This window comes from Rhodoferax ferrireducens (genome assembly GCF_031458075.1).
GTDB classification, from domain to species: Bacteria; Pseudomonadota; Gammaproteobacteria; order Burkholderiales; family Burkholderiaceae_C; genus Rhodoferax_B; species Rhodoferax_B ferrireducens_A.
Map to the genome: position 1 here is coordinate 600,603 of NZ_JAVDXT010000003.1, position 15,152 is coordinate 615,754.

Annotated in this window: 13 protein-coding genes; 4 read left to right on the forward strand and 9 right to left on the reverse strand. The window is 68.1% G+C overall.

The window, feature by feature from the left end:
• Positions 1-82: 82 nt before the first annotated feature.
• From J2X19_RS18225 to J2X19_RS18235, 3 genes are read left to right on the forward strand one after another with little or no spacing between them, the layout of a single operon-like run.
• A complete protein-coding gene (locus J2X19_RS18225; protein WP_310375258.1) occupies positions 83-1,039 on the forward strand; it encodes a Bug family tripartite tricarboxylate transporter substrate binding protein in 957 nt (318 codons plus the stop codon).
• 32 nt (positions 1,040-1,071) lie between these two features.
• Entirely contained in the window at positions 1,072-2,040 is a 969-nt protein-coding gene (locus J2X19_RS18230) for a Bug family tripartite tricarboxylate transporter substrate binding protein (protein ID WP_310375260.1), read from the forward strand.
• A gap of 20 nt (positions 2,041-2,060) precedes the next feature.
• The gene (locus tag J2X19_RS18235) at positions 2,061-3,002 is read left to right on the forward strand and encodes a 2-hydroxyacid dehydrogenase (RefSeq protein WP_310375365.1); all 942 of its coding nucleotides are present in this window, start codon (positions 2,061-2,063) and stop codon (positions 3,000-3,002) included.
• Between the two features lie 55 nt (positions 3,003-3,057).
• Here J2X19_RS18235 and J2X19_RS18240 read toward each other — a convergent pair whose 3' ends face one another.
• From J2X19_RS18240 to J2X19_RS18250, 3 genes are read right to left on the reverse strand one after another with little or no spacing between them, the layout of a single operon-like run.
• Entirely contained in the window at positions 3,058-4,038 is a 981-nt protein-coding gene (locus tag J2X19_RS18240; RefSeq protein ID WP_310375261.1) for a Bug family tripartite tricarboxylate transporter substrate binding protein, read from the reverse strand.
• Positions 4,035-5,423 (reverse strand): sensor histidine kinase, encoded by a 1,389-nt coding sequence (locus J2X19_RS18245; protein ID WP_310375263.1) that lies wholly within the window; start codon positions 5,421-5,423, stop codon positions 4,035-4,037. The genes J2X19_RS18240 and J2X19_RS18245 overlap by 4 nt, the downstream gene beginning before the upstream one ends.
• Positions 5,389-6,069 (reverse strand): response regulator, encoded by a 681-nt coding sequence (locus tag J2X19_RS18250; protein WP_310375265.1) that lies wholly within the window; start codon positions 6,067-6,069, stop codon positions 5,389-5,391. The genes J2X19_RS18245 and J2X19_RS18250 overlap by 35 nt, the downstream gene beginning before the upstream one ends.
• A 95-nt stretch (positions 6,070-6,164) precedes the next feature.
• Between J2X19_RS18250 and J2X19_RS18255 the strand changes: the two genes are divergently transcribed.
• Positions 6,165-7,172, forward strand: coding sequence for a Bug family tripartite tricarboxylate transporter substrate binding protein (locus J2X19_RS18255; RefSeq protein WP_116607835.1), 1,008 nt, complete (start codon positions 6,165-6,167; stop codon positions 7,170-7,172).
• Positions 7,173-7,245: 73 nt separating this feature from the next.
• On the opposite strand, the gene J2X19_RS18260 is transcribed toward J2X19_RS18255, so the two are convergent.
• From J2X19_RS18260 to J2X19_RS18285, 6 genes are read right to left on the reverse strand one after another with little or no spacing between them, the layout of a single operon-like run.
• Positions 7,246-8,262, reverse strand: a complete 1,017-nt coding sequence (locus J2X19_RS18260) for an imelysin family protein (RefSeq protein WP_310375269.1) — start codon at positions 8,260-8,262, stop codon at positions 7,246-7,248.
• A gap of 8 nt (positions 8,263-8,270) precedes the next feature.
• A complete protein-coding gene (acpA, locus tag J2X19_RS18265) occupies positions 8,271-9,650 on the reverse strand; it encodes an acid phosphatase (RefSeq protein WP_116607508.1) in 1,380 nt (459 codons plus the stop codon).
• Between the two features lie 43 nt (positions 9,651-9,693).
• A complete protein-coding gene (locus J2X19_RS18270; RefSeq protein ID WP_310375272.1) occupies positions 9,694-11,070 on the reverse strand; it encodes an esterase-like activity of phytase family protein in 1,377 nt (458 codons plus the stop codon).
• A gap of 46 nt (positions 11,071-11,116) precedes the next feature.
• Positions 11,117-11,905, reverse strand: a complete 789-nt coding sequence (locus J2X19_RS18275; RefSeq protein WP_310375274.1) for an inositol monophosphatase family protein — start codon at positions 11,903-11,905, stop codon at positions 11,117-11,119.
• Positions 11,902-12,978 (reverse strand): ABC transporter ATP-binding protein, encoded by a 1,077-nt coding sequence (locus J2X19_RS18280; protein WP_116607505.1) that lies wholly within the window; start codon positions 12,976-12,978, stop codon positions 11,902-11,904. Before J2X19_RS18280 ends, J2X19_RS18275 begins: the two co-directional genes overlap by 4 nt.
• Positions 12,975-15,146 carry an ABC transporter permease gene (locus J2X19_RS18285; protein ID WP_310375276.1) on the reverse strand — a complete coding sequence of 724 codons (2,172 nt, stop codon included), beginning with the start codon at positions 15,144-15,146 and terminating at the stop codon, positions 12,975-12,977. Before J2X19_RS18285 ends, J2X19_RS18280 begins: the two co-directional genes overlap by 4 nt.
• Positions 15,147-15,152: the final 6 nt, after the last annotated feature.

Below are 15,152 nucleotides of genomic sequence, written 5' to 3' on the forward strand. Positions count from 1 at the left end.
GAATGCCTGACATTCAAGCCCGTCCGCATGGCCTGCAATGCACGCCGGCGGCACCCCCCACGACAACGACACGGAGACCCCCATGAAATTCCGCCTGGCCTGCATGGCCGCCGCCTTGGCACTCTCGACCAGCGCATTCGCCTGGCCCGACAAGACCGTCACCCTGGTGGTGCCGTTCCCACCCGGCGGTGCCACCGACACCCTGGCCCGCACCCTCACGCCCAAGCTGCAAGAGCGCTTCAAGCAAACCGTCATCGTCGACAACAAGGCCGGCGCCACCGGCACCATAGGCGCCACCTTTGTGAAGCGCGCACCGGCCGACGGCTACACCCTGCTGGTCACCTCGCTGGGCCCGCTGGTCATGGCGCCGCATCTGCTGTCCAAAGTGGCCTATGACGCGGGCAAGGACTTCGACTACCTGACGGTCGCGGTGCAGGCGCCGAATGTGCTGGTTGTGCCGGCGGCCTCGCCCTACAAGTCGGTGGCCGAGCTGATCGCCGCCGAAAAGGCCCAGCCCGGCAAGCTGACCTTTGCCTCGGCCGGCAACGGCACTTCCGACCACCTGAGCGCCGAGCTGTTCTGGCTGCAATCCGGCACCTCGGGCCTGCACGTGCCCTACAAGGGCGCGGCCCCGGCCATCACCGACCTGCTGGGTGGGCAGATCGACGCCGCCTTCCAGAACATCAACAACGTGATCCAGTACATCCACGCGGGCAAGCTGCGGGTGCTGGCGATTGCCAGCGCCAAGCGTTCGCCATTGCTGCCCGGCACGCCCACGCTGGCCGAGTCCGGTGTCAAGGATGCCGAGGTCAATTCCTGGCAGGGCGTAGTGGCTCCCAAGGGCCTGCCGCCCGAGGTCAAGGCCCAGATCCATGCGGCCCTGATGGAAGCCCTGGCCGACCCGCAGGTCAAGCAGAAATTTGTCGACATGGGCTTTGAGCTGGTGGGCAACACGCCCGAGCAGTTCAGCGCCTACCAGGCCAGCGAATCGGTGCGCTGGAAGAAGCTGATCGAGACGCGAAAAATTTCTGCGGACTGATTGCATTCCAAAAAATACGCGGAGACAAAACCATGCGATTCACCCAGCTGGCGCTTGCCACACTCACGGCTTTGTCCACCAGCCTGGCGCTGGCGCAAGGCGCGTTCCCCAGCCGGCCGGTCACCCTGGTCGTGCCCTTCGCCCCGGGTGGCGGCACCGACACCGGAGCCCGGCTGGTGGCGCAGAAGCTGTCCCTGAAGTGGGGCCAGCCGGTGGTCATCGACAACAAGGGCGGCGCGGCCGGCATGATCGGCGCCGACCTGGTGGCCAAGGCCAAGCCCGACGGCTACACCTTGCTGATGGGCAACATCGGCACCCAGGCCATCAACCCGGCGCTGTACAAGAAGATGCCCTACGACGCCGACCACGCGTTCGAGCCGGTGTCGCTGGTGGCCGAGCTGCCGCTGGTGATGATGGTGAACCCGCAGGTGCCGGCCAAGACGGCCAAGGAATTCATCGCCTACGCCAAGACCCAGCCCGGCAGGCTCAGCTACAGCAGCTCGGGCGCGGGCGGCTCCATGCACCTGGCGGCCGAGATGTTCAAGAGCGGCTCCAGCACCTTTGTGCTGCACGTGCCCTACCGCGGCGGCGGCCCGGCGATGGCCGACCTGATCGCCGGCCATGTGCAGCTGGCGTTTGCCACCGTGCTGGAATCCAGCGGCCACATCAAATCGGGCACGGTGCGGGCCCTGGCCGTCACCGGCGACAAGCGGGTGCCGGCGCTGCCCGATGTGCCCACGCTGGCCGAGGCCGCGCTGCCCGGCTTCAACTCCATCTCCTGGATCGGCATCCTGGCGCCTGCCGGCACGCCCAAGGACACCGTGGACAAAATCTCCGCCGATGTGCGCGAGGTGCTGGCCGCCGACGAAACCCAGCGCAAGCTCACCGACCTGGGCGCCCTGCCCAAGGGCAGCACGCCGGCGCAGTTCCAGCAGCTGATTGCCAACGACCGCAAGCGCTACACGCAGATCATTCTGGACAAGAAAATCGGCATCGACTGAACAAGGAACCACCTATGAGCATCCGCCCTCACATCCTGCAAAACGGCGCCTTGACCCCCGCCCTGGAGGCCGCGCTGGCCACCGCATTCGAGGTGCGGCGCCTGGCCGACCAGGCCGATCCCCAGGCCTTTCTGGCCGAGCACGGCGCCCGCTTCACCGGCCTGGTGACCTCGGCCCCGGCCGGTGCCTCGGCGGCGTTGCTTGCGTCCCTGCCGGCGCTGCGGGTGATTTCCAGCCACGGCGTCGGCCTGGACCAGATCGATGTGGCCGGCGCCGCCCAGCGCGGCATTGCCGTGGGCTACACGCCCGAGGTGCTGAATGACTGCGTGGCCGACCTGGCCATGGCCTTGCTGCTCGACGTGGCGCGCGGCACCAGCGCAGCCGACCGCTTTGTACGCCGTGGCGACTGGACCCAGGGCAAGTTCCGCCTGGCGCGCAAGGTCACCGGCCAGCGCCTGGGCATTCTGGGCCTGGGCCGCATCGGTCGGGCCATCGCCCAGCGCGCGGCCGGCTTCGAGATGCAGATCCGCTACACCAACCGCAAGCCGGTGGCCGACGTGGCCTGGACCTTCGAGCCCTCGGTGGTGGAGCTGGCGCGCTGGGCCGACACCCTGGTGGTCATCACCGCCGGCGGCGCCGCCACCCGGCATCTGGTGAACGCCGAGGTGCTGGAGGCGCTGGGGTCGGACGGCTTCCTGGTCAATGTGGCGCGCGGCTCGGTGGTCGACCAGGCGGCGCTGGTGCAGGCCCTGCAGCAGGGCCGCATCGCCGGTGCCGGCCTGGACGTGTACGCCGACGAGCCGAACGTGCCGGCCGAGCTGATGGCGCTGGACAACGTGGTGCTGCTGCCGCACATCGCCAGCGCCACCCGCGAAACCCGCCAGGCCATGGAGGCCTTGACCGTGGACAACCTGCGGGCCTTTTACGCTGGCGGCAAGGTGTTGGCCTCGGCTTTGGCATGAAATTGGCCTCTGGCGCATATTCCACCAGCGCAAGCAGCTATTGATTCAATAGCGATTACGGTATCCGGCGGGCCAGGCCGAACTCGGCCGCCAGCCGCTGGTACTCGGCAGTCTGGCGCGCCACCAGCGCGTCCAGCGCCGGGCCGCTGACCCAGCCGGGTTGCAGGCCGGCCTGCACCAGTTGCTGGCCCAGGGCCGGGTGGGCGGCGGCCCGGGCCAGCGCATCGTTCCAGTCGCGGGCCTCGCGCTCGCTGACCTGGGGGCCGAGGTAGACGCCGCGCACGATGGGCCACTGGATGTCGAAACCCTGTTCCTTGGCGGTCGGCACCTGGGCCCAGCGCCCGGGCAGGCGCTGGCTGGACAGCACGGCCAGCACCCGCACGGGAACCCCTTGTTCGATTTGCCGCCCCACCTCGGCCGCATCGCCGGCCAGCACCTGCACATGGTCGCCGCGCAAGGCGGTCAGCGCCTCGCCGCCGCCTTCAAAGGCCACGAAGCGCATGGACTTGTGGCTGACACCTGCGGCCCGGGCCAGCAGCGCAGCCTTCATCCAGTCCTGGCTGCCGATGGCGCCGCCCGCGCCAAACACAATCCGGTTCGGGTCGCTGCGCAGCGCGTCCAGCAGCTGGCGCAGGCTGCGGTAGGGCGCGTCCTGGCGCACCGCCACCACGCCGTAGTCCATGCCCAGGGCGGCCAGCCAGCGCACATCGCGCGCGCTGTAGGGGCCAAACCGGCCCTGCGCCAGATTCAGCAGCGAGCCCGAGGAAAACGCCACGATGGTCTGGCCGTCGGCCGGCCGCTGCGTCACCGTGCTGTGGAAGGCCAGCGCGCCTATGCCGCCCGGCTGGTAGGCAATCGCCAGCGGCACGCGGGTCTGGCCCGCGGCCTGCAGCATGTCGCGCACCAGCTGGCAGGTCAGGTCAAAGCCGCCACCGCCCTTGGCCGGGGCGATGCAGCGCGCGCCTTCGGGCAGGCCGGCCTGGGCAGTATTTGCCAGCAGGCAGGCCAACAGCAGCCAGCGGTGTAGGCGGCTCATGGTTTGGGCCAGGATAAAACGGCGCAGACGCCCGTGCCCTGTGGCTGGGGCTCCAGCCGCAGCTGGCCGCCATGCCGCTCCAGTACCGAGCGCGCAATCGCCAGGCCCAGGCCCGAGCCGTGGCTGCCCCGGCTTTTGACGAAGCGCTGGCCGAGCTTTTGCGCCACGGCAGGGTCCAGGCCCGGGCCGTCGTCGCTGACCTGCAGGCGGTAGGCCTGCGGATCGGCGAGCACCTGCAGCGTCACCACGCCCTGGGCCCGGCCGTGCTGCAAGGCGTTGTGGGCAATGTTCAGCAGCGCCTGCTGCAGCAGGCCGCGGTCGCCCTCGGCCCGCACCGGCTCGGTGGGGGCGTCGACCCCCAAGTCGATGCCGCGTGCGCGGGCCACGGGCAGCAGCTCCATCGCTACTTCGCGTGCCAGCGCGCCCAGGTCGAACGGCTCCCACTGCGGCTGGGCCGCATCGCTGCGGGCCAGGGTCAGCAGCTGGTTGGTGGCGCGGATTGCATGGCTGAGCGCATCCGACAGGGCTTGCAAGGCCTGCTGGTGTCGCACCGGATCGGTTTCGCGCAGCAGGTAGTCGAGCTGGGCGCGCAGCACCGCCAGCGGGGTGCGCAGCTGGTGTGATGCATCGTCGATGAAGCCGCGCCGCTGCGCCACCAGGGCCTCGGTGCGGGCGATCTGCTGGTTCACCGCCTCGACCAGCGGCTGGATGTCGCGCGGCAGGTCTTCGGCGTGCAGCGGGCGCAGGTCGTCGGGCTCGCGGTCCCGGGTCTGGCGTGCCAGCCGGGCCATGGGGCGCAGGGCCAGGCTCAGGCCCAGCACCACGGCAATGCCCATGAGCAGCACGAACAGCGCATCGCGCTGGGCCGCGCGGCGCACAAAGCTGGCGGTGAACTGTTCGCGCGAGGCGGTGCTTTCGGCCACCTGGATCACCAGCAGCGGCTGGCCGCTGGCCGGCTGCGAGGCCTCGAAGGGCCGCATGAAGGCGCCGACGCGCACCGATTCCTGGAAGTAGGTGGCGTCGTAGAACAGCGGCTGGCCGACCTTCAACTGGCTGGGTGGCGGCGGCAGGTCGGTGTGGCCGATCTCCACCCGGCCATCGGCCGTGGCGACACGGAAGTAGACATTGCCGGTGGCGGTGAGCTGGAAGAATTCGAACAGCCGGTAGGGCAGCTCCACCGCCAGGCCACCCGAGGCGGTGGACACGTTCAGGTCCAGTGCCTTGATCGCGCCCAGCAGCGAGCGGTCGTAGGCCGCATTCGCCGAGGCCACGGCGTCGACCCGGGTCAGCCACAGGCTGGTGGCCGTGGCCACGGCCATGGTCGGCAGCAGCAGGGCCAGCAGCCGCAGCTTAAGGCTGGCTTGGCGAATCCGCTTCCAGAACATAGCCTAGGCCTCGGTAGGTGTGGATGCTGACACCGCTGTGCTCCAGCCGCTTGCGCAGCCGGTGCACCAGCACATCGATGGCGCTGGCCTGGACTTCCTCGTCGTCGGTGAAGACGCGGTGGATCGCCTGCTGGCGCGACAGCGGTTCGCCGCTGCGCTGCACCAGGGCTTTGAGCAGCGCGTGTTCGCGTGGCGACAGCAGCAGGCTGTCGCCACCCAGGGTGAACTGGCGCGTCACCGCGTCAAAGGCCAGCGGGCCGCAGGCCAGGCGCGGGTGATCGCTGCCGCGCGCGCGGCGCACCAGGGCGGTGAGCCGGGCCTCCAGCTCGGCCAGCGCAAACGGCTTGGCCAGGAAGTCGTCGGCGCCTTGGTTCAAGGTGTCCACGCGTTCGGCCAGCGAGTCGCGGGCAGTGAGTATCAGCACCGGCAGGCGCCGGTCCTGGGCGCGCAGGCGGCGCAGGATGTCGCTGCCGCTGCGGCCCGGCAGGCCCAGGTCGAGCACCAGCACGTCGTAGTCGCAGTCGGCCAGCGCGCGCTCCACCAGCCGGCCGTCGTCGCGCCAGTCGACCCGGTGGCCGCTTTGCTCCAGGGCTTTGGCCAGCCATTCGCCGAGCGCGTGTTCGTCTTCTGCCAACAGGATGTGCATGCCGGCCATTATCCGGGCGGGGCGGGCTGAAAGGTGTTTGATAGATTGGCCCGTGCATGATGGCGGCCCATCTGTTCCACAACAAGAGACAAGCCATGACGCAATTACAGAACCCCACCCTGGCGCGCCGCCGCGTGCTGCTGGCCGCCACCGCCGCGGCATCCACCCTGCTGCTGCCGCCGGCCCGCGCGCAGGCCGCCTGGCCGAGCAAGCCGCTGCGCCTGGTCGTGCCGTTTGCGCCGGGCGGCAGCTCGGAGATCGTGGCCCGCGCCATCGCTGGCGAGATGGCCAAGACCATAGGGCAGAACGTGTTCGTCGACAACAAGCCGGGCGCGGCCGGCAATATCGCCATGCAGGAAGTCGCCAACAGCACCGACGACCACACCCTGGTGCTGGGCCACATCGGCACCCTGGCGGTGAACCCCTACATCTTCGCCAAGCTGCCCTATGACGCGGCGCGCGACTTTGCGCCCATCACCCTGGTGTCCAAGGTGCCCAGCCTGTACGTGGTGCACCCCGACCTGCCGGTGAAGAACCTGGCCGAATTCATTGCCTACGCCAAGTCCAAGCCCGGCCAGCTGAACTACGGCTCGGCCGGCAATGGCAGCGCTGGCCATCTGGCGTTCGAGTACCTGAAGATGGTCAGCAATACCTTCTTGCTGCACGTGCCCTACCGCGGCACCGGCCCGATGCTGACCGACCTGATGGCCGGCCGCCTGCAGGCTGCCTCGGTGGGCGCACCCGCGCTGCTGGCCTTCATCAAGGCCGGCAAGCTGCGCTGCATCGCCACCGGCACGGCCCAGCGCCTGCCCCAGCTGCCCGATGTGCCGACCGTGGCTGAGCAAGGCTTCAAGGGCTTCGAGATGACCCAGTGGTACGGCTTGATGGCGCCGAGCAAATGGCCTAAGGCGAACCTCGCCAAGCTGGAAGCCGAAGCCATCAAGGCCGCGCGTGGCCCGGTGGTGATGGAAAAGCTGTCGCACGAAACCGCCCTGGCCGTGGGCAGCACCAGCGCCGAGTTCGACGCCTTCATCAAGACCGAGCAGGCGCGCTGGAAGCCGGTGATCGCCCGCGCCCAGATCAAGCCCGAAGGCAACGGCTGAGCCCGAATTTAGATAAAAAGTGCCTGTGGTGCAGGTAGTGCCTGCGCGAGCAGCTATTGATTAAATAGCAAGCTCAGTCGCCGTCTTCGTCGAAGAAGTTGATGGTGAACTGCAGCGTGTGGCCGAGGTCGGTTTCGGTGAAGTGCTGCAAGGCCTTCAGCGCGCGTATGGTTTCGGCCATGGGCACGCTGGCGGCGGTGGGTTGGCGCTGGGCCAATAGCCGGCCCAGCGCATGGTCGACGCCGGCCACGGCCTGGGCCAGCTGCTCGGCCTGCGCGCCATGCTGCTGCGCCAGCAGGTAGGCGTGCAGTGACACATTGCCGCCATGGCCCATGGCCAATTCGCGCAAGGCCTGCCAGTGGATGCGCCAGGCCCCGGCGCTGTGGCCGCTGCTACTGCGGCTGAAGCTGGCGAAGCGCCCGGCCTGCAGCTTTTGCAGCACGCTGTCCAGGTCTTCGCGCCAGAGCTTTTGCAGCGCGCTGTTCCACAGGTTCAGGAACTCGTACATCGCGTACTCGGCTTCCTTGTCGTCCCAGCCGGCTTGCAGTGCGCTGGCGTAGGCGGTTTGCAGGGCCAGCGCTTCGGCCAGGATGTCGGCGGCCACCTGCTCGGCGTAGCGGCAGGCGGGGGTCTGCGGGCGCAGTTGGCCGGGCCAGAGCAGCCATTCGAGTGCCGGCAAGCCCTTGGCCGGCGCGCGGATCGCGTCCATGGCTGCGGCGTCGGCCGGGGCGCTGCGCACGGCCTCGGCAATCGCTTCGGGCCGGGTCGGCATGAAGTCGATGGCGCGCGGTGAACGCCGTGCCAGCAGGGCGCCACCACGCACCGCCGAAAACCGCTCCCAGGCCGAGACGCTGCGCAGCCACTGCTGGCGCGGCGGCTCTATGGGCGCCGTTGGATCGGCCGCGCAGAACTGCTGCAGGCTGCCAACCAGTGCCTGGCTTTGCGCCGCGAAGTCTTGCGCGCCCGGCAGATACCACTGGGCGTAGACACCGCCCACCAAGCCGGCATAGGCATCAAACGGTTGCGCGTCGGCGGCTGCCGCTGGGGGCGCTGCCAGGCAGCAGAGCAGCGCCAGCCAGGTAGTGCGCATTGCCGGGTTCAGAACTTCAAGGCCTTGGCCAGGCTGTTGGCCTTGGCGTCGCGGCTGCCCAGCGGTGCCAGGCCGAAGCGGTCTTCGATCAGCTTGAGGATGGAGACGGTTTCGTACTGCGTGTGGTCGATGCGCCCGCCTTCGCTGAAGGGCGAGACGATGATGGCCGGGATGCGCGAACCCGGGCCCCAGCGGTCGCCCTTGGGTGGCGCGGCGTGGTCCCAGAAGCCGCCGTTTTCATCGGTGGTGACGATGACCACGGTGTTCTTCCACTGCGGGCCGGCCATCACCGCGTTGACGATCTCGGTGGCTTCGGCATCGCCCTCGGCCACGCTGCCGCGGCCTGGGTGCATGTTCTTGCCGCCCGTGGGTTTGTAGAACGACACCGGGGGCAGGGTGCCGCCTTGCGCATCGGCCATGAAGTCGGCGCGGTCCTTCAGATGCGCCTTGCGCTGGGCCTCGCTGTCGATGAAGCGCTTGAAGGCGATGAAGGGCTGGTGGTGGTAGGAGAAGGTGGACAAGCCCTTGCCCGCCTGGGTGGCGGCCACCGCGCGGTTGAAGTCCTGGCCGTAGTAGGCCCAGGGGATGCCTTTGTCGCTGAGCCGGTCGCCGATGGTCGGCGCGGTCTGCGGCGGCAGCAGGGCCTGCTTCTTGGTGGGGTCATACAGCCAGCTGCCTTGCATGGTGTTGACAGCATAGCCGTCCTGCGTGACATAGGCCTCGGGCTCGTCGGCTTCGGCCGAGCGGCCCTGGGCGTCCAGCGCCACGATGTGGTGGGGCGCGTTGGCATACACCGGGGTGCAGGCGCAGACCAGCCAGAAGTGGTTGAGGAAGGAGCCGCCAAACGCCGACTGGAAGAAGTTGTCGGCCAGGGTGAAGCGCTGGGCCAGCTTCCACAGGCCCAGCGAGCTGCCGTCGTAGGTGCCCATCAGCAGGCCGCCGCTGTTGCCGTCGGCCACGAAGCGGTCGTTGCGGCCGCCGTTGATCTGGCGCTGGTTGGCCCAGAACGCATGGATGGGGCTGAACAAGGTGTCGCCGAGGCCGATCTTCGGGTCGAGGCGGAACGGGCCGTTGGGGATCGGCCCGGCCAGGCGCGCATCGGGCTTGCCGGTCTTGTCGGCCAGGGGCGGGGGCAGCACGGGGTACGGCTGGTTGTTGGCATCGACCTGCACGCCCAGGCCCTGGGCCAGCGCATTCGGCACGCCGTTAGCACCCGGGTACAGGCCGAACAAATGGTCGAAGCTGCGGTTCTCCAGGTAGACCACCACGATCTGGCCGATCTGCGCCAGCTGCGGGTCGGGCGCGCTGGCCTGGCGGGTGGGGGTGCTGCAGGCGGTGAGCAACAGGGCGGCGGCCGCCAGGGCCGAAGGGCGGAAGAGCATGCGCATGGAGGGGGCTCCTAGAAGGTCAGGGGGCGGGTGTGTGGGGGGCTTACTTGGCATCGACCAGCGCCTGGATGTCGAGCAGGGTCAGCTCGTTGTCGTCCGGCTGGCCGATGCTGCGGCCCGAGGAGAAGGGGAAGTTGTCGTCGTTGACCACCACGATGTGGTGCGAGTCGACAATGGCAAAGCCCTCCAGGCCCAGATGCGGCAGGGCAAAGTTGGCCTCGTTCGGGCCGCGCTTGGCCAGCCGCTGGGGGTTGCTGATCTTGGTCAGGTCGATGAAGGCGACCTTTTTCACAAAGCCATTGGCATCCAGCTGGTTGAAGTCGATCTTGTAGATGCGCTTGAACTTGGCGGGGCGGGTGAAGCAGTCGACCCGGGGCTCGTTCGGGCAGTTCGGTCCCGCGCCTTCGGTGGTGTCGTCGCGTTCTATGACCAGGCCGGTGGTGGCATTCAGCATCTGGAAGTCGGCCGCCACATTGCCGGTTTCTTCAAGCGCGTATTTCCATTGGCGTTCGCTGTAGCGCTGGCTGGCCACATCCAGTTCCAGAATGCGGGCGTAGGGCTTGCCGTTGAGGCTTTCCGGGGCCTTGGCCTGCGCGTCCCACAGCGGCCATTCGAACATCGGGTAGAGGGTCTTGCCGTCCGGTGACTGGGCCATGGCCTCAAAGCCGCCGGAGCGGCGCACGTCAAATGCCGCGTCGCCGGGGTAGTTGGGCAGGCGGCCGTTCAGGTAGTGGTCCGGGCCCCGGTAGGCCCGGCCGGCCACCGTGGTTTCCAGCACGCCCAGCACCTTGCCCTGCGGTGTGACGCGCAGCACATAGGGGCCGAATTCATCGCCAATCCACCATTCGCCGCCCACCACCTGGATCGATTCGGGATCGAAGTCGGTGCCGGTCAGGTAGCGGGCGCTGGTGTTCTCGTTCTGGATAAAAAACGGTACCTTGCGGTCCGGGTCTTGCAAGAAGATGGTGCTGTTATGCGTGACCGTACCTTTGGCCCAGTCGGCCTTGACCTGGTGCACCATCAGCAACGCGTCTTGCGAGTTGATCTTGTTGCCAAAGCCGTTGTCGGTCAGGGTCAGGAACTGGTTGTTACCCAGCGGGACGATGCCGGAAAAGCCCTGTACCGATTGCCCTTGCATGGGCAGGCTACCGCCCGACTTGCGCGGGTACTTGGGGTCGCCGACGAAGCTGATGCCGGGCACGCTGCCGAGGGTGTCGCTGCGCAAGCGGTTAGCGGCGGTGAATTTGCCCGAGGTGGCAAACAGCGGCCCGGCATTCTCCGGGGCTGCGACGCTGGTGCTGGCGGGCAGGGCGGCATGGCCGGCCAGCACGGCCGTGACTTCGGTTTGGGCCTGGGCTGCGCCTATGGCCAGGGTCAGAGCCACAGCCGACGCGCACGCGGAGAACGGGAAATGCAACATAGGACACCTTGTGATGGAGCGGGGTTTTCGGGCAGTTCGCAGTGGTTCAGGTCGGCTGGATCAGCGCCAGCAGCGGCGCATACAGCTGGGCGCCAGCGGCGATGATCGGATTGCCGTCGTGCAGGCCGTTGTTGGCCAGAAAGTCGTTCACCGTGCCGCCGGCTTCCTGCACCAGCACGATGGCGGCCAGGCAGTCCCAGGAGTTGATATGCGGCTCGTAGTAGCCGATCAGGCGACCAGCCGCCACGTAGGACAGCATCAGCGCACCGGAGCCGTTGCGGATGAACATGCCGCCGTTGGACAGCACGCGGTCCAGAAACGGCACAAAGCTGCTGACCGGCACGCGGTGCGAGAAGCCCACGCCCAGCACGCCCTCGGTGATGCTGCTGGCGCTGTGCGCACGCATGGCCTGCTGGTTTACGTAGGCACCCTGGCCCGCACAGGCGTGGAACATCTCGTCGCTGTTTGGGTCATAGACCACGCCGATCACCGGCTTGCCCTGGTAGGTGACGGCGATGGACAGGCACCAGGCGTGCATGCCGTTGACAAAGCAGGCCGTGCCGTCGATAGGGTCGATCACCCACAGGTAGTCGGCGTCGGCATGGTCGAGGCCACCTTCTTCGCCCAGGAAGCCGTCATCGGCAAAGCGTGCCAGTACCTGGGCGCGGATGTACAGCTCGGTGTCCTTGTCGGCGGCGCTGACCATGTCTTGCAAGCCCTTGGATTCGATCACCAATTGGTCGCGCTTGCGGAACCATTCGAGGGCCTGCAGTCCGGCCTGGCGGGCAATGCTCTGGGCTAGCGCGTAGCGCGCGGCTATCGCAGCGGTGCTCATGCCTGTCCCCCTACGATGCACACGCCGTGGTCGGCGAAGCCTATGCCTACCGACGAACCGACAGCCAGCGGCTGCTGCACATCGGTCTGGCGCACAAACAGCTCCCCCAGTGGCGACTCCACCGCGTACTGCATTTCGGTGCCCAGAAAGGCTGCGTGGCGCACCTGGCCGACCAGGATGTGCTGGCTGTTGGCCGGGGTCAGGTTCACCGCGTCGGGCCTTACCGCAATGCGGATCTCGCCACGGTAGGCGCGCGGATTCGCCAGCTGCACCGCCAGACCGCCGACCCTGCAGTCGGCCTTGCCCGCGGCGACCTGGCCAAGGATTTCGCCGCTGACGCGGTTCGCGTCGCAGATGAAGTCGGCCACGAACTCGTCGGCCGGGGTGTCGAACAGTTCGCGCGGCGTGCCCTGCTGGGCAATGCGCTGGTTGTTCATCACGATGATCTGGTCGGACACGGCCAGGGCTTCTTCCTGGTCGTGGGTCACATAGACCGCGGTGAGCTGCAGGCGCTGCTGGATCTCGCGGATTTCCTCGCGCACGCGGCGGCGCAGCTTGGTGTCCAGGTTGGACAGCGGCTCGTCGAGCAGCAGCACCTGGGGCTTGAGCACCAGGGCCCGGGCCACGGCCACGCGCTGTTGCTGGCCGCCCGACAGCTCGCTAGGCAGGCGTGGGCCGTAGTCGGTGAGTCCCACCAGGCGCAAACCTTCGAGAGCCTGTTCACGCGCATCGGCCTTGCGGGCGCCGCCGACTTCCAGGCCGTAGGCCACGTTTTCCAACACCGTCATGTGTGGGAACAGCGCGTACGACTGGAACACCATGCTGACGTTGCGCTCAATGGCCGACTGCTGGGTCACGTCCTGGCCGGCGATGAAGATGCGGCCCTGGCTCACGTGCTCGAGCCCGGCAATCAGCCGCAGCGTCGAGGTTTTACCGCAGCCGCTGGGGCCGAGCAGGGTGACCAGCGTGCCCTGCGGAATGCTGAAAGACACATCGTTGACGGCGACGACCTTGCCGTATTGTTTGGTGACGCGCTCGAAGACCAGCGCGCCCTGCGTGGTGGCAGTACTCATGATTCAACCTTTAAGGAAAAGACGGGGGCGGGTGCCGCCCCTTCGACGCGTTCGACCCGGCGCAGCCGCCGTTTGCCGACCAAACTCTGTGCGGCCAGCACGATCACCAGCATGACCACGATGAGGGCGCTGGAGTAGGCGATGGCGATGCCATACGAGCCGTTCTCCACCAGGCCGACGATGTAGGCCGTGGCCATGTTGTACTTGGCGCTGACCAGGAACACCACCGCACTGATCGAGGTGATGGAGCGCACAAAGCTGTACACCAGGGCTGCGCTCAGCGCCGGCCGCATCAGCGGCAGGATCACGCGCCGCGCGGTGGTGAAGCTGTTGGCGCCCAGCATGGTGGATGCTTCGTCCAGGCTGCGGTCCAGCTGGCTCATGGCCGCCATGCCGCCGCGCAGGCCGACCGGCATGTTGCGGAACACAAAGCACAGCACCAGGATGGCGGCGGTGCCGGTGAGTTCGATCGGTGGCATGTTGAAGGCCAGGATGTAGCTGATGCCGATGACGGTGCCGGGGATCGCAAAGCTCAGCATGGTGGCGAACTCGAACGCCGCCTTGCCGGCAAAGCGCTGGCGCACCAACAGCCAGGCGGCAGTCAGACCCAGGGCGGCGGTCAGCGGAGCCGAGACGCCGGCAATCATCAGGCTGGTGAACAGCGAATCCCAGGCGGTGCCCACCCAGCGCAGGCCGTGCTCGCCGGATTCGATGCCGAAGGCGCTGGCGTAGTGGCGCAGCGTGAAGCTGTTGTCGCGGCCCCATTGGTTGACGAAGCCGCCCGCCAGGATCATGCCGTACAGCACCAGGGTGAAGCTGGTCCACAGCGTGGCGATGACCGCCAGCACCGCGGACAGGCGCCGGTCCAGCCCCACATGCTGGCCGTTGTCGGCCTTGCCGGTGACCGTGGTGTAGGACTTGTTGCCCAGCCAGTGGCGCTGGGCCAGGAAGGCGCTGACCGCGAACACCAGCAGGATCAGCCCGAGCCCGGCCGCGCGGCCGCCGTCGTTCTGCGCGCCGACGATGGCGAAATAGATTTCGGTGGACAGCACACCGTAGTTGCCGCCCAGCACCATGGGGTTGCCGAAGTCGGCCATGCTCTCGATAAAGGCCACCAGGAAGGCATTCGCCAGGCCGGGCCGCATCAGCGGCAGCGAGACGCGCCAGAAAGTGGTCCAGCGGTCGCCACCCAGGGTTTGCGAGGCTTCTTCTACCGAGGGGCTCACGCCTTCGACCACGCCAATCAGCACCATGAAGGCGATGGGCGTGAACGACAGCAGTTGCGCCAGCCAGACGCCATAAAAGCCGTACAGGCCGCGCCCGGCGGGCACGTCGAAGGCTTGTGACACCCAGGCCGAGACTACGCCGCTGCGGCCAAACAGCAGGATCAGCGCCAGGCCGATGACGAAGGGCGGGGTGATGATGGGCAGTACCGTCAGCGCGCGCAGGATGCGTTTGAAGCGGAAGCTGGTGCGGGTCACCACCAGCGCAAAGCACAGGCCCAGCAGGGTCGCGCCGGCGGCGGTGCAGAGCGCCAGGAACAAGGTGTTCCAGGCCACGCCGCAACGCCGGGTACCGCTGATGCAGCCCAAGGACCAGATGCGGCCGTCGGCGACCCGTGCCCAGGCGGCTTGCAGGCTGAAGCCCGTGCCCTGCTCAAAAGCGCTGGCCAGCACCCGCAGTACCGGGAACATCACAAACAGCCCGACCAGCGCGACCAGCATGCCGATCACGCCGCAGACGAAGACATCGCCACGGCAGGCGCCCATCCAGGCGGCGCCGGTGGTCAGCACAAATACCGCGCTGGCGCTGAACAGCAGCGCGCCCCAGCCCAGGCCGGGCAGGCCGGTGCCCGCAGGGCCCCAGCCTAGCCAGGCCAGCCAGCCCAGGGCCGCCAGCGCCAGCGCGCACAAGGCGCCCCCCTGGGTGCGGCGCGGCAGCGGTGCCAGGCAGACCAGGCCGACGGCGACCGGCCAGAGCAGCAGCGGCAGCAGGCCGAAGCGCTGCAGGCCCAGTACCTGCCATAGCGCGGCGGCGGTGGTGTCGTTGCCGGGCCAGCCGGCGTGCAGCCATTCGCCGCCCCAGAACCCGGCTTCCTGGGCATGCCAGGGCAGCAGCACGCTGGCGGTCAAGGCCAGCATCAGCCAGCCACGTAAAGACTTATTCACAAGCCA

Coding starts and splice junctions, on each gene's coding strand:
- J2X19_RS18260 (WP_310375269.1), bottom strand. CDS start 8,262: ATGCGCACTACCTGGCTGGCGCTGCTCTGCTGCCTGGCAGCGCCCCCA.
- J2X19_RS18225 (WP_310375258.1), top strand. CDS start 83: ATGAAATTCCGCCTGGCCTGCATGGCCGCCGCCTTGGCACTCTCGACC.
- J2X19_RS18280 (WP_116607505.1), bottom strand. CDS start 12,978: ATGAGTACTGCCACCACGCAGGGCGCGCTGGTCTTCGAGCGCGTCACC.
- J2X19_RS18275 (WP_310375274.1), bottom strand. CDS start 11,905: ATGAGCACCGCTGCGATAGCCGCGCGCTACGCGCTAGCCCAGAGCATT.
- J2X19_RS18245 (WP_310375263.1), bottom strand. CDS start 5,423: ATGTTCTGGAAGCGGATTCGCCAAGCCAGCCTTAAGCTGCGGCTGCTG.
- J2X19_RS18270 (WP_310375272.1), bottom strand. CDS start 11,070: ATGTTGCATTTCCCGTTCTCCGCGTGCGCGTCGGCTGTGGCTCTGACC.
- J2X19_RS18240 (WP_310375261.1), bottom strand. CDS start 4,038: ATGAGCCGCCTACACCGCTGGCTGCTGTTGGCCTGCCTGCTGGCAAAT.
- acpA (WP_116607508.1), bottom strand. CDS start 9,650: ATGCGCATGCTCTTCCGCCCTTCGGCCCTGGCGGCCGCCGCCCTGTTG.
- J2X19_RS18230 (WP_310375260.1), top strand. CDS start 1,072: ATGCGATTCACCCAGCTGGCGCTTGCCACACTCACGGCTTTGTCCACC.
- J2X19_RS18255 (WP_116607835.1), top strand. CDS start 6,165: ATGACGCAATTACAGAACCCCACCCTGGCGCGCCGCCGCGTGCTGCTG.
- J2X19_RS18250 (WP_310375265.1), bottom strand. CDS start 6,069: ATGCACATCCTGTTGGCAGAAGACGAACACGCGCTCGGCGAATGGCTG.